23 protein-coding genes are annotated in these 23,305 nt (G+C 69.1%); 13 read left to right on the forward strand and 10 right to left on the reverse strand.

Going from position 1 to position 23,305, the window contains the following annotated elements:
* Window positions 1-10: 10 nt before the first annotated feature.
* From O5O54_RS06960 to O5O54_RS06990, 7 genes are read right to left on the reverse strand one after another with little or no spacing between them, the layout of a single operon-like run.
* Complete coding sequence (locus O5O54_RS06960) at window positions 11-1,051, reverse strand: ABC transporter substrate-binding protein (protein ID WP_279480102.1); 1,041 nt, start codon at window positions 1,049-1,051, stop codon at window positions 11-13.
* A gap of 30 nt (window positions 1,052-1,081) precedes the next feature.
* Window positions 1,082-1,852: an ABC transporter permease gene (locus tag O5O54_RS06965; protein ID WP_279480104.1), complete on the reverse strand. Its 771-nt coding sequence runs from the start codon at window positions 1,850-1,852 to the stop codon at window positions 1,082-1,084.
* The gene (locus tag O5O54_RS06970; RefSeq protein ID WP_279480106.1) at window positions 1,849-2,724 is read right to left on the reverse strand and encodes an ABC transporter ATP-binding protein; all 876 of its coding nucleotides are present in this window, start codon (window positions 2,722-2,724) and stop codon (window positions 1,849-1,851) included. Before O5O54_RS06970 ends, O5O54_RS06965 begins: the two co-directional genes overlap by 4 nt.
* A 17-nt stretch (window positions 2,725-2,741) precedes the next feature.
* Complete coding sequence (gene allB / locus O5O54_RS06975; RefSeq protein ID WP_279480108.1) at window positions 2,742-4,199, reverse strand: allantoinase AllB; 1,458 nt, start codon at window positions 4,197-4,199, stop codon at window positions 2,742-2,744.
* 11 nt (window positions 4,200-4,210) lie between these two features.
* Window positions 4,211-5,002 (reverse strand): SDR family NAD(P)-dependent oxidoreductase, encoded by a 792-nt coding sequence (locus tag O5O54_RS06980; protein WP_279480111.1) that lies wholly within the window; start codon window positions 5,000-5,002, stop codon window positions 4,211-4,213.
* Window positions 5,003-5,016: 14 nt separating this feature from the next.
* On the reverse strand, window positions 5,017-6,045 hold the full coding sequence (locus tag O5O54_RS06985; protein ID WP_279480113.1) for an ABC transporter substrate-binding protein: 1,029 nt from the start codon (window positions 6,043-6,045) through the stop codon (window positions 5,017-5,019).
* 3 nt (window positions 6,046-6,048) lie between these two features.
* Complete coding sequence (locus O5O54_RS06990) at window positions 6,049-6,858, reverse strand: cysteine hydrolase (RefSeq protein WP_279480115.1); 810 nt, start codon at window positions 6,856-6,858, stop codon at window positions 6,049-6,051.
* 119 nt (window positions 6,859-6,977) lie between these two features.
* On the opposite strand from O5O54_RS06990, the gene O5O54_RS06995 reads away from it, so the two are divergent.
* The 11 genes from O5O54_RS06995 to O5O54_RS07045 all read left to right on the forward strand — a co-directional run bounded on the left by O5O54_RS06995 (window position 6,978) and on the right by O5O54_RS07045 (window position 18,070).
* Complete coding sequence (locus O5O54_RS06995) at window positions 6,978-7,895, forward strand: LysR family transcriptional regulator (protein WP_279480118.1); 918 nt, start codon at window positions 6,978-6,980, stop codon at window positions 7,893-7,895.
* A 157-nt stretch (window positions 7,896-8,052) separates the two neighbouring features.
* Complete coding sequence (locus tag O5O54_RS07000; protein ID WP_279480121.1) at window positions 8,053-9,168, forward strand: BMP family ABC transporter substrate-binding protein; 1,116 nt, start codon at window positions 8,053-8,055, stop codon at window positions 9,166-9,168.
* 19 nt (window positions 9,169-9,187) lie between these two features.
* Window positions 9,188-10,294, forward strand: coding sequence for an ABC transporter permease (locus O5O54_RS07005; RefSeq protein WP_279480122.1), 1,107 nt, complete (start codon window positions 9,188-9,190; stop codon window positions 10,292-10,294).
* The gene (locus tag O5O54_RS07010) at window positions 10,291-11,208 is read left to right on the forward strand and encodes an ABC transporter permease (protein ID WP_279480123.1); all 918 of its coding nucleotides are present in this window, start codon (window positions 10,291-10,293) and stop codon (window positions 11,206-11,208) included. Before O5O54_RS07005 ends, O5O54_RS07010 begins: the two co-directional genes overlap by 4 nt.
* Window positions 11,209-11,217: 9 nt before the next feature.
* A complete protein-coding gene (locus O5O54_RS07015; RefSeq protein WP_279480126.1) occupies window positions 11,218-12,234 on the forward strand; it encodes a formamidase in 1,017 nt (338 codons plus the stop codon).
* A 12-nt stretch (window positions 12,235-12,246) separates the two neighbouring features.
* Window positions 12,247-12,948 (forward strand): cysteine hydrolase, encoded by a 702-nt coding sequence (locus tag O5O54_RS07020; RefSeq protein WP_279480128.1) that lies wholly within the window; start codon window positions 12,247-12,249, stop codon window positions 12,946-12,948.
* Window positions 12,945-14,513, forward strand: a complete 1,569-nt coding sequence (locus O5O54_RS07025; protein WP_279480129.1) for an ABC transporter ATP-binding protein — start codon at window positions 12,945-12,947, stop codon at window positions 14,511-14,513. Before O5O54_RS07020 ends, O5O54_RS07025 begins: the two co-directional genes overlap by 4 nt.
* Window positions 14,513-15,175, forward strand: coding sequence for a cysteine hydrolase (locus tag O5O54_RS07030; protein ID WP_279480130.1), 663 nt, complete (start codon window positions 14,513-14,515; stop codon window positions 15,173-15,175). Before O5O54_RS07025 ends, O5O54_RS07030 begins: the two co-directional genes overlap by 1 nt.
* Window positions 15,172-15,525, forward strand: coding sequence for a cupin domain-containing protein (locus O5O54_RS07035; RefSeq protein ID WP_279480133.1), 354 nt, complete (start codon window positions 15,172-15,174; stop codon window positions 15,523-15,525). The genes O5O54_RS07030 and O5O54_RS07035 overlap by 4 nt, the downstream gene beginning before the upstream one ends.
* A 24-nt stretch (window positions 15,526-15,549) precedes the next feature.
* The gene (gene atzF, locus O5O54_RS07040) at window positions 15,550-17,343 is read left to right on the forward strand and encodes an allophanate hydrolase (RefSeq protein WP_279480403.1); all 1,794 of its coding nucleotides are present in this window, start codon (window positions 15,550-15,552) and stop codon (window positions 17,341-17,343) included.
* Between the two features lie 10 nt (window positions 17,344-17,353).
* Window positions 17,354-18,070 carry a GntR family transcriptional regulator gene (locus O5O54_RS07045; protein WP_279480135.1) on the forward strand — a complete coding sequence of 239 codons (717 nt, stop codon included), beginning with the start codon at window positions 17,354-17,356 and terminating at the stop codon, window positions 18,068-18,070.
* Between the two features lie 281 nt (window positions 18,071-18,351).
* Here the strand turns inward: O5O54_RS07045 and O5O54_RS07050 are convergent, their stop codons facing one another.
* Window positions 18,352-19,605, reverse strand: a complete 1,254-nt coding sequence (locus O5O54_RS07050) for an ABC transporter substrate-binding protein (RefSeq protein ID WP_279480137.1) — start codon at window positions 19,603-19,605, stop codon at window positions 18,352-18,354.
* Window positions 19,606-19,705: 100 nt separating this feature from the next.
* Window positions 19,706-20,209 (reverse strand): hypothetical protein, encoded by a 504-nt coding sequence (locus O5O54_RS07055; protein ID WP_279480139.1) that lies wholly within the window; start codon window positions 20,207-20,209, stop codon window positions 19,706-19,708.
* A gap of 398 nt (window positions 20,210-20,607) precedes the next feature.
* Here O5O54_RS07055 and O5O54_RS22415 point away from each other — a divergent pair, with 398 nt between their 5' ends.
* On the forward strand, window positions 20,608-20,841 hold the full coding sequence (locus O5O54_RS22415; RefSeq protein ID WP_407061668.1) for a substrate-binding domain-containing protein: 234 nt from the start codon (window positions 20,608-20,610) through the stop codon (window positions 20,839-20,841).
* Window positions 20,842-21,071: 230 nt separating this feature from the next.
* Here O5O54_RS22415 and O5O54_RS07060 read toward each other — a convergent pair whose 3' ends face one another.
* Complete coding sequence (locus tag O5O54_RS07060; protein ID WP_279480140.1) at window positions 21,072-21,965, reverse strand: LysR substrate-binding domain-containing protein; 894 nt, start codon at window positions 21,963-21,965, stop codon at window positions 21,072-21,074.
* A gap of 115 nt (window positions 21,966-22,080) precedes the next feature.
* Between O5O54_RS07060 and O5O54_RS07065 the strand changes: the two genes are divergently transcribed.
* Window positions 22,081-23,271 carry a PLP-dependent aspartate aminotransferase family protein gene (locus O5O54_RS07065; RefSeq protein ID WP_279480142.1) on the forward strand — a complete coding sequence of 397 codons (1,191 nt, stop codon included), beginning with the start codon at window positions 22,081-22,083 and terminating at the stop codon, window positions 23,269-23,271.
* The last annotated feature ends 34 nt before the right edge of the window (window positions 23,272-23,305 follow it).

Below are 23,305 nucleotides of genomic sequence, written 5' to 3' on the forward strand. Positions count from 1 at the left end.
CGCCTTGCCGTCACTGCGACGCCTCGCCCGCCGTCCGCTCGCCCCGTTCGGGCAGGAAGGAGCGGTCGAAGACCTCGGCCACCGCCGGCCGCCGCTCCAGCCCGTAGGCCTCGGCGATGGAGCCGATCGCGCGCTCAAGCCGGGTATCGTCGAGATCGCCGAAGCCGAGACGTCCGGTCTCCTCCGTTTCGATCACGCGGTCGAGCGCGAAGCGCATGCGCGCGGTTTCGGCTTCGGCGTTCACCAGCGGTTCCACGGCCGTCAGCGCCGCGACGCCGCGCGCCGGGTCGGCGGCGACTTCGATCATCGCGCGGTTGATCGCGTGCACCAGCCCGCGCACGGCCTCCGGCTTTTCGGTGGCAAGGCGCCGCGAGACCATGACGCCGTTGGAGTAGAGATCGAGCCCGTTCGCCGAAAAGTCGATCCAGCGGAAGCCCTCGTCGGGGTCCTGGCCCTGCGACAGGAGATTGACGTAGCTCGTCACGTTGAAGACGAGCGAGGCATCGACCTCGCCGCGCAGGAGCATCTGCTCCTGGAGGTTGGCCTGCATGTTGAGCACCTCGACGCCCGCCGGATCGACGGCGTTGACCTTGAGGAGCAGCGGCAGGAGCTTGGTCGCGGCGGCCGAAGCCGGCCCGCCGACCTTGCGGCCGGACAGGTCCTTGACCGAGGCAATGCCGCTGTCGGCCTTGGTGAGGACCGAAAAGGGCGCGGCGTTGTAGACCTGGTAGACCATTACAGGCGCCGTGTCCGGCGCGCTCGCTGCCTGCTGGATCAGAGCGTTGATGTCACCGAAGCCGGCGTCGTAAGCGCCGGACGCGATGCGCGTGACGGTGGCCGCCGAGCCTTCGCCCTGGTCGATCGTCACGTCGAGCCCCTCGGCGTCGAAGTAGCCTTTCTCCTTGGCGAGGAGGAAGGGGCCGTGAACGCCCTGGTAGACCCAGTCCAGAGTGAAGCGGATCGGCACCTTGTCCGCGGCGGCGGCGGGAAGCGCGGCGGCGAGCGTCAAGGCGGCCAGAGCCAGCGCTCGGGCGAGCGGGCGATATGTCATGATCGAACCTTTCGGTAGGAAACCGGGCCGTCAGCCCATGGCGAATTCGGTCTTGCGGTTGGCCCAGCCGGTGACGCGCTTCTCCACCAGCGAGAAGACGGCGTAGAGCGCCACGCCGAGGCCGGCGAGAATGAAGAGGCCGGCGAAGACCAAGGGCACGTTGAAGTTGGACGAGGCGATCAGCATCATGTTGCCGATGCCCCGGTTGGAGGCCACCGTCTCGGCGATCACCGTGCCGACGAAGGCGAGCGTGACCGCGACCTTCAGCGAGGCGAAGAGGTAGGGCATCGTGCGGGGCAGACCGACGTTAAAGAGGATGTCGGTGCGGCTCGCCTTCCAGGTCTTGAGCACGTCCTCCAGCTCCGGCTCCGTCGTCGCCAGGCCCGTCGCGACGTTCACCACCACGGGGAAGATCGAGATGATCATGGCCGTGATGATGGCCGGCACCGTGCCCGCCCCGAACCAGAGGACGAGGATCGGCACGACCGCGACCTTGGGGATGGAGGAGAAACCGACCAGAAGCGGAAAGGCGACCTTGTAGGCGAAGCGCGAGGAGCCGATCACCATGCCGATGACGACGCCGAGCGAGACCCCGAGCGCGAAGCCGACGAGCGTCGTGTAGAGCGTCTGCACCGCGTGCGGCATGAGGGCCGGCCAGCGTGTCACGAGAACCGTGACGATCTCGCTCGGGCGCGGCAGCACGAGCGGGCTGATCGAGAAGGCGAGGCAGGCCGCCTCCCAGGCCCCGAAGAAGCCGAGGATGACGAGAAGCGAGCCGAGGCGTTCGCGGGACAGGGTCATGTCGTCGTCTCCTTAGCGGCGGTGCGGGCTGCGACGATGAGGCTGCGAAGGCGATGGCCGAGAGCCACGAAGGCGGGCTCGGCCGTCGTGTCGATGGTACGGGGGCGTGCGAAGGGAACGTGCTCGTCCACGAGGATGCGGCCGGGCCGCGCGCTCATCACGACGATGCGGTTGGCGAGGAAGGCGCTTTCACGCAGGTCGTGCGTCACGAGGAGGACGGTCGGGCGCGTGTCCATCCAGAGCGACTGGAGGATCTCCCAGAGCTCCTCGCGGGTGAACTGGTCGAGCGCGCCGAAGGGCTCGTCGAGGAGAAGCAGCGTCGGCTCGTGGATCAGCGCGCGGCAGAGCGAGGCGCGCTGCTGCATGCCGCCCGAAAGCTGCCAGGGATAGCGGTCGCCGAAACCGCCGAGCCCGACCTTGGCGAGGAGCACCTCGGCCCGCTCGCGATACTCGCCCTTCCGCTTGGCCCGCCAGCTCTCCCTGAAGCCCGGCACGATCTTGAGCGGCAGCATGACGTTGTCGCGGATCGTGAGCCAGGGCAGCAATGTCGGGTTCTGGAAGGCCATGCCGATCCGCACGTCCTCGGCCCCGACCTCGCGTCCGCCGACGAAGACATAGCCGGACGTCGCCCGGATCAGCCCGGCGACGAGCTTGAGGATCGTCGACTTGCCGCAGCCGGACGGTCCCACCAGCGCCACGAAGTCGCCGGCAAAGACCTTGAGGTCGGTCGAGGACAGGGCCTGCACGGCTCCCTCGCCTCGTCCGTAGGCGAGCGCCGCCCCGTCGAACTGGATAAGGGGCGTCGGCGAGGACGGCACGGCCGGGTCGAAGGGTCGGGCGCCGGCGGTGTCGTTGACGGTCAGCATCTGCATGCCCTCCTCCTCTTGTCTCACGCGACGGCGCGCGGGCGCGCGGGGGCCGGCGGGCGGAGCACGGCCTCCATCGTCTGGTCGAGATTGCGGGGCCTGGGGGCGGGCATTGCCTGCACCCGGCGCACCGAGCGGCCCCACCCGGCGGTGCCGGTGACGAGCTGCCGGTCGCGCATCGCGAAGCGCCCGCGAACCAGCGTGTGGACGGGAAGGCCCGTTGTCTCCATCCCCTCGAACGGCGTGATCTTGCCGCGAGAATGCAGCTCCGCCGCACGGATCACATGGCGGCGCTTCATATCCACGAAGGCGATGTCGGCGTCGGCACCCACGGTGAGCGAGCCCTTGCGCGGGAAAAGGCCGAAGGCACGCGCGGGCGCGCCGGCCGACATGCGCACGTATTCGGCCAGCGAGAAGCGCCCATCGTTCACGGCGGTGAGCATCAGTTGCATCTGCGTCTCGACGCCGGGAAAGCCGCAATCGGCGGTCCAGATATCGTCGCGCCGCTTCTCGGCGGGGTCGTGCGGCGCGTGGTCGGTCGCGATCATGTCGATCGTTCCATCCTGAAGCGCCTCCCAGAGCGCCGCCTGGTGGTGCCTCTCGCGCACAGGCGGGTTGACGCGGATGATCGAGCCCAGCGTCTCGTAGGCCTCCTCGTCGAAGAGGAGGTAATGCGGGCAGGTCTCGCCCGTGATGTCGACGCCCCGCGCCTTCGCCTCGCGCAAGGGGCGCAGCTCGTCGGCCGACGAGATGTGGAGGATGTGGATGCGCGCGCCGGTCCATTCGGCGAGGATCGCCGCACGCGCCACCGCTTCCGTCGCGACGACGGCGGGCCGCGAGGCAAGATGGGCGAGCGGATCGTGCCGGCCCGCGGCCGTCAGCTTGCGCTGGCGCCAAGCCATGATCGACGCCGTCTCGGCATGGAGCGAGCAGCGCAGGCCGTGCTTCGCCAGGATTTCGAACCCTTCCAGCATCGCGCCCGTCGAGGGCGAGGGCAGGTTGCCGAACGTGTTGCCCATGAAGCACTTGAAGGCCGCGACCCCGCCCTCGATCAGCGCTTCGAGCTGGTCGATATTGTCTTCGGCGAGAAGCCCGTAGATGCCGAAGTCGACATGCGCCTTCCCGGCCGCCTCGAGCTTCAGCGCGAGCGCCTCGGGCGTGCCCGTCGGCGGGTTGGTGTTGGGCATCTCGAAGACGGTGGTGACGCCGCCCATGGCGGCGGCCGCCGTGCCCGTGCCCCAGTCCTCCTTGTGCGTGTAGCCGGGCTCGCGAAAATGGACATGCGCATCGATCGCACCGGGCAGGAGATGGAGCCCGGTGGCGTCGACGATCTCGCGCGCCGCCGGCATCGCCTCGGGCGTTCCGACAGCGACGATCGTGCCGTCACGGATGGCGAGCGCCGCATCCTGCGTGCCCGTCTCGCTGGCGATCGTCCCGTTGAGGACGACGAGGTCGACAAGGGGCTGGGTTTCGAGCGTCATGGCGGGTCCTTTCAGAGCATGGCCCAGCCGCCGTCGACCGGCAGGTCGACGCCGGTGATCTGGCGGGCGGCGTCGCTGGCGAGGAAGAGGCAGGCATGGGCCACGTCCTCGTCGGTCGAGACGCGGCGAAGGGCGTAGTCCTCGGCGTGGCGCCGGGCGGCTTCCTCCTCCGAGATGCCGAGCCGCGCGGCCATTTCGGGCACGACCTTGGTGCGGAAACGAGGGCCGTCCACCATGCCGGGCGCGACGCAGTTGACGTTGACGTTGTGCGGGCCGGCTTCCAAAGCGAAGGACTTGGTGATGCCGCGCAAGCCCCATTTGGAAGCGGAATAGGCCATGCGCCCGGCCCGGCCGCGCATACCGAACGTGCCGCCGACATTGACGATGCGCCCGCCCCCGCCCGCGATCATCGCCGGCATCACCGCACGCATCGTGTTGAAGCAGCCGGCCATGTTGAGCGTGACGATCTCGTTGAACTCCTCGGCCGTCGTCTCCCAGCCCGTCTTGCCGATCGGGCCGGAGCCGCCCGCGACGTTGACGAGGACGTCGATGCGGCCGAAGGTCTCGCGGGTCCGCTCGGCCAGCGCCGCCGCGTCGCTCTCGCTCGTCACGTCGCAGGCGACGACGATCGCCTCCGCGCCGCGCGACCGCGCCTCTTGCGCCACCGGCTCGATCGCGCCCGTGTCGCGCCCGGCCAGCGCCAGCCGGCACCCTTCGCTCGCAAAGGCCCGGCTGACGGCCGCGCCCATCCCCTTGGCGGGACCGGTGATGACCACGGTCCGCCCCTTCAATCCGAGTTCCATGTCCATACCTGCTTTCAGTTCACGACGGCCGTCGGCCGCTCGGCAAGCGGCGGCAGGAAGGCATCGGTGAAGACCTCCTCCAGCGCCGGCGTCCGCGGCAGCGCGTTGGCCTCCACCACCACGTCGATCGCCCGCTTCATGCGCTCGAGGTCGATGGCGCCGAGGCCGATGGTCTTGATTTCCGGGTGGTTCATCTCGGCGGCGAGCGTCGCCTTCGTGCGCTCGATCTCCACCGTCTCGTTGAGCAGCGGCTCGCGCTTCATCACCGCCTCGACCGAGCCGGCCGGGTCGGCGATCATGTCCTTGGTCGCCTTGTTGAGGGCCGACAGCAGGCCCTTCACGGCCTCCGGGTGCTCCTCGGCGAACGACTTCGAGACGACGAGGGCGTTGGAATAGAGGTCGAGCCCGTAGTCGCCGAACTTGATGAAGCGGAGTTGCGTGTCGGGGTCGATGCCGGCCGCCTTGGCGCTGAAGGCGATCGTGTTGACATAGCCGAACACGCCGTCCACCTGCCCGCTCATCAGCATCTGCTCGCGCAGGTTCGGCTGCATGTTGGTGACGGTCACAGCCGAGGCGTCGAGGCCGGCGGCCTTGGCAAAGGCCGGGAAGAGTTTCAGCGCGCCGTCGCTGGCGGGGCCGCCGACCGTCTTGCCGGCGAGGTCGGCCGGCTTCTCGATCGGGCCGTCCGCCTTCACCGCGATGGTGAAGGGCGGCGTGTTGAACATCTGGTAGACGCCGATCGGCGCCTGGTCCGGCTGCGTGGCGGCCAGCGAGATCAGCGCGTTGATGTCGCCGAAGCCGACGTCGTAGGCCCCCGTCGCGACCTTGGTGATCGCGGCGGCCGAGCCCTCGCCCTGGTCGATCGTCACGTCGAGGCCTGCGTCTTTGAAATAACCCTTGTCCTCGGCCAGGAAGAACAGGGCCTGCGGTCCCTGGTACTTCCAGTTGAGGACCATGCGGACGGGCGTCTGGGCTTCCGCCTGCGCCAGCGGCGCGGCGGAGGCGAGAAGAGCAAGACCGAGGCCGGCGAGAAAAGACCGCATGGTTCAGGCTTCCTTTGCGAGAGGGGAGGAGTTCAGGGCGGGAAGGATGTCGGCGCTCGTCGCCACGAAGCCGTGCAGCGTCTCCACGAGCCAGACGACGGCCGCCTCGATCTCGGGCGGCGAGACGGTGGCGCACAGGTCGCAGACGAGCACGCAGTCGTAGCCGAGCGCGGCGGCGTCGGTGAGCGTCTCGAAGACGCAGCGGTCGGTGTTGATGCCGCAGAAGAGAAGCGTCGTGACACCCATCCGGCGCAGGAGGCTGTCGAGATGGGTGTCGGGAAAGCCGGAGAAACGCTGCTTGTGGACCTCGAAGTCGCCCGGCTCGCGCGTCAGCCCCTCGGCCAGCGCCGCGCCCCAGGAACCGGCGTGGAGCGTGCCCTCGCCGCGCCCGGCGGCAGGCTCGCCGTAGCCGGTGGCCGACGCCTCGCGCTTGCCGCGATAAAGCGTCGAGGCCGGCAGATGCGCGGCCGTGCCGGGCAGGCCCCAGTTCAGCCAGACGACGGGCAGGCCGGCATTCCGGCATGTTCCGGCGAAGGCGTCGATCCTCTCCACCGGCGCCCGGCCCTGCCGGCCGGCGCGGGCGAACCAGCCCTCGCCGTGCAGGAAGTCGTTCTGCAGGTCCACCGCGATCAGCGCGGTGCGCGAAAGGTCGACCTCGACCGCGCGGGGCCGGGCGGCAAACGTCGCCGATCGGGACGCGGGCTCGGGGCGACACGTCGAGATGCCGTCCGGTCCGACCTGCCAGCCTTGGCCCGCAGAAAGGCCGAGGCGGAATGAAATGTCGGTCTGGGAAGGTAGGATCGTTTCGGCCAAGCACTCGGCTCCTGTCATCTCGCCAGGAGGCTACAGGGCGATTTGCGAATACCGGAAATGCTGATTTCGATCCGATGTGATACGAAAAAGTCTACACCCCGCGTTCGAAAGGCAATGCGATGCGGCACATGCGGATCTGGGCCTATGTGGACCTGGCGGCGCGCCACGGGTCGATCCGGCGGGCGGCGGAAGAGCTCAACATCACGCCCTCCGCCCTCCAGCGCCGCATCCAGGACGTGGAGGACGATCTCGGCACTCCGATCTTCGAACGGTCGGCGCAGGGCGTCCGACTGACGGCGGCCGGTGAGACCTTCATCCGCTGGATCCGGCAGCAGGCGGTGGACCTCGAGCGCACGCGCTCGCAGATCGAAAGCCTCGGCGGCCTCAAGCGCGGCCATATCCGGATCGCCTGCAGCCAGGCGCTGGTGAACCATTTCCTGCCGCAGGAGATCGCCGGCTTCCGCCGCTCCTATCCGCGCGTCAGCTTCGCCGTGTCGGTGGTGGACCACGACGTCGCCCTGCAGCGGCTCGTGGACTACGAGGCGGACATCGTCCTGATCTTCCGGCCCCGCCGCAGCGCCGAGCTGCAGCCCATCGTCTCGGTCGGGCAGCGGCTCCATGCCGTCATGGCCAGCGACCACCCGTTGGCGGGACAGGACACGATCCGCCTGCGCGACTGCGCGCCCTATCCGATCGCGCTGGCCGACCGGTCCTTCGGCTCGCGTCGGATCATCGACGGGATCCTGTCCACCAGTTCCTTCTCGCTGTCGATCGACTTCGAGTCCGATTCCTTCGAGATGCTGCGCAACCTCGCGCGCTCGGGCGAGGTCATCACGTTCCAGATCGAGGTGGGGTCGGAGACCACCTGGCTGGAGCCGGGGCTCGTGTCCGTGCCCGTGGCCGACACCGATCCGACCCACGGCCCCCTGGTTCTCGGCCAGTTGCGGGGGCGCACCCTGCCCGTCGCCGCCGCCAAGTTCGTCGAGCAGGTGGCGAGGCGACTCGACCGGACCCGCAATCTGCCGCAGGGCGCATGAGCGCACAACCTGACACCACAATTGCCTATTTTTAGATCAAACGGCAGGAGACCTTGAAGCGTCCAGAGAGGCAAGATGCTGTAAAATCAATGCTTCGGACTTTGGCACGGGCATTGCATGCAATCTCTCGTCACCTCCTCGACGGGATTTTGCCGCCATGTCCTTTCTGCCGCTTCACCGCCGCCGCTTCCTCCTGGGCGCGGGTGCGCTCGCCCTCTCGCCCCTGGCCATGCGCGTCGGCGCGGCGCGGGCCGCCGAGGATCTGACGGTCGGCTTCCTCTATGTCGGCCCGAAGGACGACTTCGGCTACAATCAGGCCCATGCGCAGGCGGCCGCCATCATCAAGCAGATGCCCGGCGTCACGGTGCTCGAAGAGGAGAACGTCGCCGAGAGCGAGGCCGTCTCGCGCTCCATGCAGTCGATGATCGAGCTGGACGGCGCCAAGCTCCTGTTCCCGACCTCCTTCGGCTACTACAATCCCTTCGTGCTGAACGCCGCGAGCGCCAATCCCGAGGTGGAGTTCCGCCATTGCGGGGGGCTCTGGAGCGACAGCGACCCGAAGAACGCCGGCTCCTATTTCGGCTATATCGGCATGGCGCAGTACCTGTCGGGCATCGTCGCCGGCCACCAGTCGAAGTCGAAGAAGCTCGGCTTCATCGCCGCCAAGCCGATCCCGCAGGTCCTCCTCAACATCAACTCCTTCACGCTGGGCGCGCGCTCGGTCGATCCGTCGATCACGACGCAGGTCATCTTCACCGGCGACTGGTCGATGCCGGTCAAGGAGGCGGAAGCCGCCAACGCGCTGATCGACCAGGGCGTCGACGTCATCACCTGCCATGTCGACGGGCCGAAGGTGCTGGTCCAGACGGCGGCGGGGCGCGGCTGCTTCGTCACCGGCTACCACACGAGCCAGGCCGAGCTCGCGCCCGAGCACTACCTCACCGGCGCCGAATGGGACTGGGCCAACGTCTACCGATCCTTCGTGGAAAAGGCGCAGGCCGGCGAACCCCTGCCGAACTTCGTGCGCGGGGGTCTTGCGGAAGGCTTCGTGAAGTCGAGCCCCTACGGCGCGATGGTGGGCGAGGCCGCGCGTGCCCAAGCCGACAGCGTGCGCGCCGAGATGATGAAGGGCGGCTATTCCGTCATCAAGGGACCGCTCAAGGACAACAAGGGCAAGGAGGTCGTCGCCGCCGGCCAGAGCTACCCGGAAACCGCGATCGAGCTCGAGAAGATGGACTACCTCGTCGAGGGTGTCGTCGGCTCGACGGCCTGAGCGGCGGGGATCGGCTGCGATGACCCTCGATCTGTCCTCCCCTATGGCCGCGCCGTCGCGCGGCCTCTCGGACGCCGCGTGTCGACGGATCGAGGCCGTGCTCCTGCCGGTCCTCGCGATCCTCTCAGGGTTTGCCGCCTTCGCGCTGTTCCTAGCCGTCCAGGGGCACTCCCCCGCCGAATTCGCCTCGCTCGTCTGGCGCGGCGGCTTCGGCACGGCCTTCTCCATCGCGAACACGCTGCAGCGCGCGGCTCCTCTCCTCCTCACCGCGCTCTGCGTCGCGCTGCCGGCGCAGCTCGGCCTCGTGGTGATCGGCGGCGAGGGCGCGCTCGTCCTGGGCGGTCTCGCGGCCGCCGCGGTCGGCGCGGCGCTGACCGGCCTGTCGTCGGCCGTCGGCCTCGGCGCGATGGCGCTTGCGGGCGCGCTGGTCGGCGGCTTCTGGATCGGGCTCGCCGGCTGGCTGCGCCATGCGCGAGGCGTCAACGAGACGATCGCCTCCCTCCTCCTCAGCTATATCGCGATCGCCCTCTTCAACCATATCGTGGAAGGCCCGCTGCGCGACCCGGCGAGCCTCAACAAACCCTCCACCGCGCCCCTGCCGGCGGAGTTCCGCATCGGCACCCTGCCGGGGATCGACGTCCACTGGGGTTTTGCCGTCGGCGTCCTCGCCTGCCTCGTGAGCGCCTTCGTGATCCGGCGCACCACCTTTGGTTTTGCCGCGCGCATCGCCGGCGGCAACGCGCGCGCGGCCGCCGTCCAGGGCCTGCCGGTCGGACGGCTCGTCGTCGCCTTCGCGGTGGCCGGAGGCGCGGCCGCCGGCATCGCGGGGATGATCGACGTCGCGGCGGTGCAGGGCTCGGCCAACGCGTCGCTGATCGCGGGCACCGGCTATACCGGCATCCTCGTCGCCTTCCTCGCGCGCCAGAACCCGCTGGCCATCCTGCCGATGGCGATCCTCGTCGGCGGCATCGCGGCGGCGGGCGGCCTCGTCCAGCGCCGCATGGGCCTGCCGGACGCGACCATGCTCGTGCTCCAGGGCTGCCTGTTCCTGTCCATCCTCCTGTCGGAAACGCTGGCCGGACGCCTCGTGCCCAAGGCCCTGCGCGCGGAGGCAAGCGCCCGATGAGCCTCGATCTCTGGAGCGTCCTCGTCGCGGTTCTGGGCGGCGCCATCCGCGTCTCCACGCCCTTCCTCTTCGTCAGCCTCGGCGAATGCGTGACGGAGAAATCGGGCCGCATCAATCTCGGGCTGGAAGGCACACTGGTTTTCGGCGCGATGGCCGGCTACGGCGGATCGCTTCTGATTGGAAATCCCTGGGCCGGGGTGCTCGCCGCCGGCCTCGCCGGCACGCTGTTCGGGCTGCTGCACGGGGCGATCTGCTCGCTGAAAGGCGTCAACGACATCGCGGTCGGCATCGCGCTGATGATCTTCGGCACGGGCCTCGCCTTCTTCTTCGGCAAACCGCTGATCCAGCCGGCCGCGCCCATGCTGCAGGCGATCGACCTCGGCTTCTGGACGAGCGATCCGGCGCTGAGGGCCGCCCTCCAGATCAATCCGCTGTTCCTTTTGGGCATCGCGATCGCCTTCGCCATGGGCTTCGCCTTCCGCCGAACGCGGGTCGGGCTCATCCTTCGCATGGTCGGCGACAGCGCCGACGCCGCGCGCGCGATGGGTTACCCGATCGTGCCGGTGCGGATCGCCGCCACCATGTTCGGCGGCTTCATGGCCGGGGTCGGCGGGGCCTATCTCTCGCTCTACTATCCCGGCTCCTGGAACGAGGGCATCTCGTCGGGCCAGGGGCTGATCGCCGTCGCGCTCGTCATCTTCGCGCGGTGGAACCCCGTCGCCTGCTTCGGGGCGGCGCTCCTCTTCGGCGGGGCGGGCGCGCTCGGCCCCGCGCTCCAGTCGGTCGGCGTCACCGGCGGCACCTACCTCTTCTACGCCGCGCCGTACGTGCTGACGCTTCTCATCCTGATCCTCACCTCCTCGCCCCGCCGCGCCCTCGACGGCGCGCCGCGCGAACTTTCCATCACGAAATAGGAGCCCGGCATGAACGGCCTCGGCGGACTGAACAAATCGGACAACGGCGTCGTCATCGGCTGCGTGCAACTGCAGCTCCCGACGGTCGTCACCCCGGACGACCTGAAGCGCCAGACGGCGCGCATCGTCGAGATGGTGGGCAAGGCGCGGCGCAACTTGAGCACCATGGACCTCGTAGTCTTTCCGGAATACGCGCTCCACGGCCTGTCGATGGACACGAACCCCGCGATCATGTGCCGGGTGGACGGGCCGGAAGTGGAAGCCTTCCGGAAGGCGTGCCGCGACAACCGCATCTGGGGCTGCTTCTCCATCATGGAGCTGAACCCGGGCGGCATGCCCTACAACACCGGCCTCGTGATCGACGACACGGGCGAGATCGCGCTGAACTACCGCAAGCTCCACCCCTGGGTGCCGGTCGAGCCCTGGGAGCCGGGAAACCTTGGCATCCCCGTCATCGACGGGCCGAAGGGCGCCAAACTCGCCCTCATCATCTGCCACGACGGCATGTTCCCTGAGATGGCGCGCGAATGCGCCTACAAGGGCGCCGAAATCATGCTGCGCACGGCCGGCTACACGGCCCCGATCCGTGAAAGCTGGCGCTTCACCAACCAGTCCAACGCGTTCTGCAACCTGATGGTGACCGCCAATGTGTGTCTCACCGGCTCGGACGGCTCGTTCGATTCCATGGGCGAGGGGATGATCGTGAACTTCGACGGCACGGTGCTTGCCCACGGCACCACCGGCCGGGTGGACGAGATCATCACGGCCGAAGTCCGGCCCGACCTCGTGCGGGAGGCGAGGCGCGGCTGGGGCGTCGAGAACAACATCTACCAGCTCGGCCATCGAGGCTACGTCGCGGTGATGGGCGGCGCGCAGGACTGCCCTTACACCTACATGCAGGACATGGTCGCCGGCTCCTATCGCCTTCCTTGGGAGGACGAGGTCAAGGTCGTGGACGGCACGTCCTGCGGCTTTCCCGCCCCGACGCGCCGCTATGGCGAAGTTCTTCCCCAAGCCGCCGAATAAGGAGCGAGAGCGATGGACACGCTGAACGCCGCCGGTCTCACGATCGCTTCCACGCCCTACCGCTGGCCCTATGACGGGAGCCTCGCGCCGGAAACCACCGCCCTCGTCATCATCGACATGCAGACCGACTTCTGCGGCCCCGGCGGCTACGTCGACAAGATGGGCTACGACCTCTCGCTGACCCGCGCGCCGATCGAGCCGATCCGCAGCCTTCTCGCCGCTATGCGCGACAAGGGCTATCCCATCATCCACACGCGCGAGGGGCACCGGCCGGATCTGGCGGACCTTCCCGCCAACAAGCGCTGGCGCAGCCAACAGATCGGCGCCGGCATCGGCGATCCCGGCCCCTGCGGGCGCATCCTCGTGCGCGGAGAGCCGGGCTGGGAGATCATTCCCGAACTCGCGCCCCTGCCCGGCGAGGTCGTGATCGACAAGCCCGGCAAGGGCTCGTTCTGCGCCACCGACCTCGAGCTGATCCTCCATGCGCGGGGCATCCGCAACATCGTGCTGACCGGCATCACCACCGACGTCTGCGTCCACACGACCATGCGCGAGGCCAACGACCGCGGCTTCGAATGCGTGATCCTCGAGGACTGCTGCGGGGCGACGGACCGGGGCAACCACGAGGCCGCGATCAAGATGGTGACGATGCAGGGCGGCGTCTTCGGCGCGGTCGCTTCCAGCGCGGCACTGATCGAGGCGATCGGCGGATGAGCGCGCTCGCCGCCCTGCCCGACGAGGCGCCGGAGGCCCCCGAAACGCGGGGTCCCCGCCCGCTCTTGGAGGCCGTCGGCCTCACCAAGCGCTTCGGCGCCTTCACGGCGCTGGACGACGTGACGATCGCGCTCCATCCCGGCGAGTTCCACGCCCTGCTCGGCGAGAACGGGGCGGGCAAGTCGACGCTCGTCAAATGCATCCTCGGCTATTACCAGCCCGATGCCGGCGCGGTGGTGCTGGACGGGCGCGAAGTCGAGATCGCCTCCCCGCGCGACGCGCGCCGGCTCGGCCTCGGCATGGTCTATCAGCATTTCACGCTGGCGCCCGCCATGAGCGTCCTCGAAAACCTCGTGATGGCCGGCGCCACCGTGCCGCGCGTCGTCGACTGGAAGGCTGAGCGCCGCCGCCTCGCCGCCTTCATGGAGACGATGCCGCTCAGCGTGCCGCTCGACGTCGCGGTGGACCGCCTGTCGGCCGGCGAGCGGCAGAAGACCGAGATCCTGAAGCAGCTCTATCTCGGCTCCCGCGTCCTCGTCCTCGACGAGCCGACCTCGGTGCTGACGCCGAACGAGGCGGAGGAGGTCCTGTCCTTCCTGCGCACCCGCGCCTCCGAGACCGGCATGGCTGTCCTCCTCATCACCCACAAGTTCGCCGAGGTCACGCGCTTCTGCGACCGGGTCAGCGTTTTGCGCAAGGGCCGCCCGGCCGGCGGCGGCCAGGTCTCGGACCTCGGCGTCGAGGAGATGGCGCGACTGATGATCGGCGAGCGCGAACTCGCCGAAGCACCGGCCCGCGCCACGTCGCCCGCAGTGCCCCCGGTGCTGCGCTTGGAACACCTGAACGCCGGCCTGCCAGGCAGCCGAGGCGCCATCGAGATCGACCGGCTCCATGTGGCGCCGGGCGAGATCGTCGGCATCGCCGGCATCTCGGGCAACGGCCAGACGACGCTGGTCGAGGTCCTGTCCGGCCAGACGCCGGTCGGCGGCGGCCTGCTGGAGGTCGGCGGCAAGCCCTACCGCGCGAGCCGCGCCGAGGCGCAGGCGCGAAAGGTGCGCTGCCTGCCGGAGGAGCCGCTCCGCAACGCCTGCGTCGGCCGCATGTCGGTGTCCGACAACCTCGCCTTCCGCACGTTCGACCGCAACGAGGCGGGCGCGCCGATCCGCCTCCTGGACCGCGCCCGGATGCGACGCGACGCCGAGCGGCTGATCGCGGCCTACTCGGTGAAGACGCAATCACCCGCCTCGCCCATCGCGACGCTGTCCGGCGGCAACGTCCAGCGCGCGGTGCTCGCCCGCGAGCTGCAGGGCGAGACCGACCTTCTCGTCGTCGCCAACCCGTGCTTCGGGCTCGACTTCGGGGCGGTCGCCGACATCCGCGCCCAGCTGATCGCCGCGCGCAACCGGGGCGCGGCCGTGCTCCTCGTGTCCGAGGATCTCGACGAGGTGATCGCACTCTCTGACCGCATCCTGGTCCTCTTCGAGGGGCAGATCGTCATGGAGACGAAGGGCGGCGCGTCGGCCGACCCGTTCGCCATCGGCCGGGCCATGGCGGGGCACGCCTGATGGCGATCGCCTCCGCCCTCCCCTTTCCCTTCGCGCTCGACACGAGCCGCGTCGGCCTCGTCGTCATCGACATGCAGCGCGACTTCCTCGAACCCGGCGGGTTCGGCGAGAGTCTGGGCAACGACGTGCGCCCGCTCCAGGCGATCGTGCCGACGGTGGCAACACTCATCGCGGGTTTCCGGCAGGCCGGGCGGCCGGTGATCCACACGCGCGAATGCCATGCGCCCGACCTTTCCGACTGCCCGCAGCCCAAGCTCGCGCGTGGCGCACCGGGAATGCGCATCGGCGATCCCGGCCCCATGGGGCGCATTCTGATCCGGGGCGAGCCGGGCGCCGAGATCGTGCCCGAGCTCGCGCCCCTGCCCGGCGAGATCGTGCTCGACAAGCCCGGCAAGGGTGCCTTCCATGCGACGCCGCTGCAGGCCGAACTCCGCCGCCTCGGCCTGACGCAGCTCGTGCTTGCCGGCGTCACCACCGAGGTCTGCGTCCAGACCACGATGCGCGAGGCCAACGACCGGGGCTACGAGTGCCTGCTCGCGCAGGACGCGACCGAAAGCTATTTCCCCGAGTTCAAGGCGGCGACGCTCGCGATGATCCGCGCGCAAGGTGCGATCGTCGGCTGGACCGCCGGGACCGACGCCATCCTGGAGGCCCTCGCATGAGCTTTCCTGTCCACTTTCCCGGCCTTGTCACCGGTGCGTTCCGCGACGCCGCCTTCGAGGCCTTCCGCGAGGGCGTCGAGATCGCCCATCTCCAGAGGCCGGACGGGCATGGCGGCCCGGCGCTCGCCCTCTTGCGCTATCGGCCAGGCGCCAGCGTGCCGCGCCACGAGCACATGGGTCTCGAGACCATCCTCGTTCTCGACGGCAGCCAGAGCGACGAGCGCGGGACTTATCGCGTGGGCGACGTCGTCCTCAATCCGCAGGGCAGCGTCCACAGCGTCTGGTCCGAGGAGGGCTGCACCGTCCTCATCTCCTGGGCGGCGCCTGTGCGCATCCTCGACGAAGCCTGACCCTTTCCGAAAGTCCCCGACATGATCCTGCCCGCCGTTCTCGACTTCGCCCGACTGCGCGCCGCCTATGCCGCAGGCCTCTCCCTCCCCGACATGGTGGGGGCGCTTCTCGAACGGCTGGCCGAGGCCGACCCCGCGATCTTCATCGCCCGCACCGCGCCGGACGCTCTCCACGCCGCCACCGCCGAGCTTCTTGCGCGTGCGCCCGAGCCGAACTCGCTGCCGCTCTGGGGCCTGCCCTTCGCAGTCAAGGACAATATCGACGTGGCGGGACTGCCGACCACCGTCGCCTGTCCCGACTTCGCCTACGAGCCCACGGCCGACGCACCGGTCGTGGCGCGGCTGAAGGCGGCAGGCGCCCTGGTGATCGGGAAGACCAATCTCGACCAGTTCGCCACCGGCCTCAACGGCACGCGTTCGCCTTACGGCGCGCCGCGCTGCGTCTTCGACGCCGCCTACGTGTCCGGCGGCTCGTCGTCGGGTTCGGGCGTCGCGGTGGCGGCGGGTCTCGCCGCCTTCTCGCTCGGTACGGATACGGCAGGGTCGGGCCGCGTGCCCGCCGCGTTCAACAACATCGTCGGGATCAAGCCCTCTCCGGGCCGCATCCCGACGGCGGGCGTGGTGCCGGCCTGCCGCTCGATCGACGTCGTGACCGTCTTCGCCGCCTCCGTCGCCGACGGGATCGAGGCGCGGCGGGTGGCCGAGGGGTATGAGGACAGCGATCCCTTCTCGCGACGCTTCGGCGAGGCGGCGTTGCCGGCACGGCTTCGGCTCGGCGTGCCGGAGGCAGGCGAGCTGGAATTCTTCGGCAATGCGGCCTATCGCGCGCTCTATGAGGCGAGCATCGAGCGCGCCCGAGCGCTCGGTGCGGAGATCGTCGCCTTCGACTACCGCCCGTTCCGCGAGGCGGCGGCGCTGCTCTACGAAGGTCCCTGGGTGGCCGAGCGGCTCCATGCCGTGCAGCCCTTCATCGACGAGAAGCCGGAGGCGATGGACGCGACGGTTCGCACGATCATCGAGGGCGCGCGCAGCATGAGCGCGGTGGACGCCTTCGCGGGGCGCTACCGGTTGGAGGCGCTGCGCCGCGAGGCCGAGCGGGAATGGGCTGATGTCGACGCCCTCCTCCTGCCGACCTCGCCGGATATCCAGACCGTCGAGGCGATGCGGGGCGACCCGGTCGCCCTCAACGCCCGCTTCGGCCGCTACACCAACTTCGCCAATTTCTTCGGTTGCGCCGCGATCGCGGTGCCGGCCGGCTTCACGCCCGCCGGTCTGCCCTTCGGCGTTCAGCTCGTGGCGCCGTCCGACACGGACGAGGCCCTCGCCCCGTTTGCCGCCCGGCTCCATGCGGCGGCCGGCACCGGCGCGGGCCTCGACCGCGACCTGTGCCCGCCCGCAGTTGAGGACGTCCCAACGGAGACGATCGCCATCGCGGTTGTCGGTGCCCACCTCACCGGCATGCCCCTCAACAGCCAACTGACCACGCTCGGCGGCACGCTCTTGGCACAAGCGCGCACGGCGCCGGGATATCGCCTCTATGCCCTCGCCGGCACGACGCCGCCCAAGCCCGGACTCGTGCGCGAGCCGGGTCTTGCGGGACCGGGGATCGAAGTGGAGATCTGGCAGCTCTCGCCGGCGGCCTTCGGCCGCTTCGTTTCGGCCATTCCCCAGCCGCTCGGTATCGGCAAGCTCATTCTGGACGACGGGTCCGAGGTCTCCGGCTTCCTCTGCGAGCCGGCGGCGCTCGCGGGCGCTACGGAGATCACCGAATTCGGCGGCTGGCGGAACTACGTTGCGTCCAGGGCCAGGGCCGCCTGATACTGCCGCAATGACTAAGCATACGAAGCGCACGCAGGCGGACATGATCCGTGAGATCCTGTCGGATCGTATCGTCCACGGCATCCTGCGGCCCGGCGAGGCGCTGGACGAGATGGGCCTGGCGGCAGAGTTCGGCGTCTCGCGCACACCGATCCGCGAAGCCCTCCGCCAGCTTGAATCGATCGGGCTCGCCCGCTCGCGGCCGCATCGCGGCACGATTGTTACCAACGTGTCGGAGAGCGAGCTCCATGACATCTTTCGGGTCATGGGGGAACTGGAGGCGCTGTGCGCGCGGCTGTCCGCGGAGGCCATGACGCCTGCCGAGTGCGAGGCGCTCTCGCACCTCCATGCGCGCGGCGCCGAGTTCGTGCTGAGCGGCGACGTCGATGGCTATCGAGCGCACAACGAACAGTTCCACGATGCGCTCTATGCCGGCTCCCACAACAGCTTCCTGGAGGAAACCACCCGCTCGGTGCGCCGCCGCCTCGCTCCGTTCCGCCGCATGCAGTTCGAGGCGCTGCACCGCATCGCGAATTCGCAAAGGGAGCACGGCGATGTCGTCGCAGCCATCCTGGACGGCGACGCGGATCGTGCGGCAGACGCGATGCACCGTCACATGTCCATCGTAGAAAGGGCCGTCGACCGCGTTTCGCCGACGCCTCATACCGCTCGCTCGGAACGGGCCCCGTCGATCGCCGCAGCACGATCGGATTCAGGGTCCTTCTGATGGACTGGCCAAGAGCGATCTGCTCTTGGCAATCGAGAACCGCTGGGATGCGGAACGGCCGATCGTCGAACAGCCGGTCCGACTGGACGCCCTGGGAGCGATCCAATGGAAGAAGAAGTCAGCCGCACGCAGCTGATGCGGCAGATGGAGGCACTGCCTCGCTGCCTGGCCGGGATGGAGCCGCCGGAGGGGGCGGACACCACCGCTCCCAGCCCGACGGTCGCGCCGGCCTTCCATCGCTCCGCTGCCCCATCGCCCGAGCCTCCCGCCGTCGCAGCTTATCACTGGGCCGCTGCGACCGCGTCCCTGACGTCGACGTCGATCCGCGCATAGGCTTGGTCGAACGAGAGTTCGCCCGCGATCACCTGGCTGACGCGGTTGACGAGCGCGCCATAATAGGCCGACGACCAGCGCCAGCCCGGCAGGCGCTGCGCCTCGTCCGAGGTCGTCTTCTGGGCTGCGAGAAGCTTCTCCAGAGCGGCCGCGACCTGCGGATCCTCTGTCCGGTACTCGACGCCCGAGTCCCGTACGGCCTTGTTCGCGGGCAGGAAGAGCGAACGGGCCGCGAACTCGCGCGCCACCGGCTCGCTGGCGAGATACTCCATCACGCGCGCGACGGCTTCCGGTTCCTTGGTGTATTTTACCGCGACGAGGCCTGCGCCGCCCGGGATGCCGGTGCAGGCCGATGGTCCGCAGGGGCTTCCCGTCGCGACCCAGTCGAAGGCGTCGCCGATCTGCCGCGAGAAGTTCGGAATTTGCCAGGAGCCGGAATAGTAGAAGGCGACCTGGCCGTTGACGAAGTCCTCGGCGGCCGCCCGATAGGTCGTGCCGGCCGCCGTGACCCAGACCTCGGGGTTGATCGTGCCGTCCCTGTTCCAGCCGACGAACTTTTCGGTAAAGGCCCTGACGCCCGCATCGACGGGGGCCGGAGAGCCGTCGACGGCGATGTAGTTGGCGCCGAAGGAAAGGTTCGGGCCGCTGATGCGGTGGCCCGACCGGTCGATCGCGGCCGGGATCGGCACCTGCTGGCTCGCCGCCACGGTTCTCGCCGCCTCCATCCACTGGTCCCAGGTCGCCCCCTCGCCCGGTAGCGCGACGCCGGCCCGATCGAACAGCGTCTTGTTGGCGAAGCCGCTGGACAGGGTGATCTGCGTCATGAAGCCGGGGATGATGTCGGAGTTGTCCGGCCGCATCCAATCGAGCTGGTCGCCATAGGCGGCTTCGAAGCCCTCGACGTTCTTGAGATAGGGCGTGAGGTCGAGCCAGTGGCGCGAGAGCGGCTTGAGTTCGGTGACGCGAGCGATGTCCGGCCCCTGCCCCGCCTCGAGCTGGATCGGCAGCTGTTCTCGGACCACCTGGAAGGCCACGTTGTCCAGCGTGACGTTGATATCCGGATTCTGCTCGTGGAAGCGCGACAGGAGATCCTTCATGACTTCGCCCTCCACGCCGTCCGAGTACCAGAGGATGCGCACGTCCGCCGCGTGGGCGGCAGAGGCGGACAGGGCGACGACGAGGCCTGCGATGACGGCTTTCATGAATCCCTCTCGAGAATGGCCCGCCTCCCGCAGGCCGAAGACGTTGATTGGTCGAAGCGCGGCGTCAGGCCGCCGCGGTCGCTTGAGCCAGGAGAAGCATCTAGCGCCGGCCCTCGATGGTGAAGCTCTTCGGATCGATCATGCGCCCCTCCGCCTCCGCGCCCCCGTCGGCACGGAGGGTGACCATACCGCAGTCGGGGTCCTCCACCACAGGCCGGCCGCCCTCGCCTTCCGCCACCGCCAGCCCGCCGAAGCGGACCTTCAGCGCGTCGACCCCCTCGCCCTTGTCCGGCAGGCGGACGCACCAGAGCGCGCGGGTACCGGCAAGACGGACTTCGTTGCCTGCGGTCGGGCCGGTGACGACGAGCTCGAACAAGGCGCGAACGCGCTGCGCGCCGCCTCTCGACGGCTCGGCCTCCATCCGGCGCGAGCGGCGGAACGTGGCTTCCGGCGGAAGCGAGCCGGCGAGGAAGAAGAACGGGTCCATCTCGCCCGACATCGGCTGGTCGGGCACGTCGTAGCGGGTCTCGCCTGCCGTGCCGATCTGCCAGTGGGCGATCGGGCCGCCCGCCCGAAGCGCACGGCGAAGGAAGGTCTCGGGCATCAGCGCAGCTCCGCCACGGCACGGGGTCGACGTCGGTATATTTCCGGTTCTCGCCGGTCCTGCCCCGCCCGAAAGCGTAAGGACGGGTGCCCGGGCCCATGTGGATCGGCCGGGCAAGCGAGAGCCGCGCGCTGACGGGGATCAGGCGGTCGCCATGAGTATAGACGAACTCGATCGCGCCGGCCGAAACTCGCGTCTCGACCAAGGACTCGGCGCGCAGGCTTCGGCTCGGCCACGAGCGCATCCTGTTCCTGACCCGGCCCGGCCGGCACACCATCGAGCGCTGGTTCGGGGTTGGCGCGACGCCACGAACGACTTCGGGTCGGACGGCACTTCGGACCTCGTCGCCGACAGCTTGTCCGGCGGGGCGTTGATCCAGCTCGCGCGTGACGCCATCGATGTGCCTGGTCAGGTTTCGGCGGTCGGAATGGACGACCCGCCCGGTGCGGTCTTCCACTCCCCCAATGACCAGCGTGCATAGTCCCGAGCATACCCTCGGGGCGGTCGCGATCGACATTCTCTGCGAGGAGATGGGCAGTCCCGGGCGTCCCGCACGCCCGGTCGAACTGGCCCGCTCACTTGTGGAGCGCGCTTCGGGGACATCGCCCCGACGGGATGATCGTCGGCGCTAGGAGACGCCCGTTCTCAATGTCCACTGTCGCCTGGATGATGATCGAAGTGGCCCGACCGCTTCCTTCTCCGTCGCGCCAGTGGGCACCGGGGAAGCGGAGGTCAGAAGGCGGTCGGACGATGCGTCGATGACACGCGGAGGCGATCGAGCAGATCCAGCAAGTCCTCTCCCATAGGGTCGGACCCGGAACGGGATGGCGGCGGAAGGCGGCCAGTTCTGCGCCGCCCGATCTCAACCGGAAGGCCGTGCCGACCTTGCCGCCAAGAGGGCGCCGGTGAACCGTCGCACGATCGCTCCCTTCTGTGTGTCGGGCCGGAACAGGAGATGGCTTCGGAAGGTGATGTCCGGCTTGAACGGGCGGAACACCACGCCGCGCTCGGCAAATCCCTCGGCCGAAAGCGGATTGACGAGACCGACGCCCACACCTTCCAGCGCCAGCGCGCATATGGTCGACGAGTAGATCGTCTCGACGACGAGCCGCGGCTTCGAGCCGACGGCCTCAAGCTCGACATCGAGACGACGGCGGGCGCGATCTTCCGGTGAAAGCGCGACATAGTCCACGCCGTCGAGATCCGCGGGCGTGACGACCTCCAGTCGGCTCAGGGGGTGGCCACCGGGAATGGCGCAGACACCCGGAAAGCTGCCGAACGCTTGGTGATCGACCCCCGACAGGTCCACCTCGTCGGCGGCAAGGCCGATGTCGTACTGGCCGCCGGCCACATGGTCGCGCACTGTCGACGAGGAAGCGACGGTCAGGCTGATTGTGACGTGCGGGTGCTGCTCGCGGAACATGCGGATCGCCCGCGGCACCAAGGTGGAACCGAGCGCGGCGAGGCTCGCGATCCGGATACTGCCCGTTCCGAAGTCACGGATGCGGGCGGCGGAGGCCCGAAGACGGTCGAGCCCGACAAAGCTCGCGTCGACCTCTCGGAAGAAGAGCTGGCCCTCCGGCGTCGGCACCAGCCGCCCCTTCACGCGATCGAACAAGAAGAACCCGACGCGCGCCTCGAGCTCGGACACGCAGCGACTGACGGCAGGCTGCGTCACGCCGAGGAGTTCAGCGGCACGCGAGACGGTGCCGCTCAACATGACCGCGCGGAAGGCCTCGATCTGCCGCAAGTTCATGCAGCCTCCCATCCCATAAGATTTACGCATGGAGTCAGGCCGATGCGTCAATTGTTCTTCTAGGTCGTCTGGGTTTGGATGGCCAGGCAATTCCAGCCTGTTCCGGGAGACCGCCATGCGCGACCAGACGCTCTGTGTCCTGCGCCAACCCGTTCCACACGATGGCTATGCCAGCCTTGCCGTTCCCACCCACCGCGCCTCGACGATCGTCTTCGCCGACGCCCAGTCCTATGCCGAGCGCGGCAAGCGCGGGCCGGACGGCTATACCTACGGCCTGCACGGCACGCCGACGACCCGCGCGCTCGAAGCCGCGCTGACGGGGCTGCACCGGGGCGTCCGCACCGCTCTCGTTCCCTCGGGCCAGGCTGCCACAGCCGTCGTGTTCCAGACGGTGCTGATGCCCGGCGACACGGTGCTGGTTCCCGACACCGCCTATCCGCCGACCAAGGGCCTGTGCGCCAACTTTCTGGAGCCCCGCGGCATCCGGTACCGGATCTACGACCCGCTCGCAGGGGCCGGCATCGCCGAGCAGATGGATCCGAGCGTCAAGCTGGTATGGACGGAGTCGCCCGGCTCCACGACGATGGACATCCAGGACATCCCCGCCATCGTGCGCGTCGCTCATGAGCATGGCGCCCTGGTCGGCTGCGACAACACCTGGGCGACGCCCCTCCACTTCAAGCCGCTCGACCATGGCGTCGACTTCGCGATGGAAGCGCTCACCAAGTATGTCGGCGGGCATTCCGATCTCCTGATGGGATCCATCACCGTTCGTGACCTGCCCCTTCACCGCCGGCTGAAGGACACGATGCGGATGCTGGGCTACGGCGTGTCGCCCGACGAGGTGGCGCTGGCGCTCCGTGGTCTGGAGACGATGGGTGTCCGTCTTGCCCACGCGTCGCGCGTCGCCCTCGACCTCGCCGAGCGGATCGCGGACCACGTACCGCCGGAACTCGTACTGCATCCCGCCCTGCCCTCCTTCCCCGGGCACGACCTCTGGAAGCGCGACTTCGCGGGCTCGAGCGGCGTCTTCAGCCTCGTCATCCCGCAGGCGGCGGAGGCCACCTTGCCGGACCTCCTGACCGCAACAAAAGCCTTCTCGATCGGCGCCTCCTGGGGCGGCACGCACAGCCTCCTCGCGCCGATGAACGTCGCCAAGGACCGGCATCTCGGGCCGGCGCCCCACGGCGGCACGATCCTGCGCATCTCGATCGGCGTCGAGGACCCGGCCGACCTGTGGGCCGATCTCGAGCCCATTGTCGAGGCCGTGGCAGCCGCCGCCGTCCGCCGATCCGACGCCGCCTGACCGCATCCCCAACCCAACGCCTCTCGGAGACCGA

The sequence above is a fragment of the Aureimonas sp. SK2 genome (assembly GCF_029813115.1).
Lineage (GTDB): Bacteria > Pseudomonadota > Alphaproteobacteria > Rhizobiales > Rhizobiaceae > Aureimonas.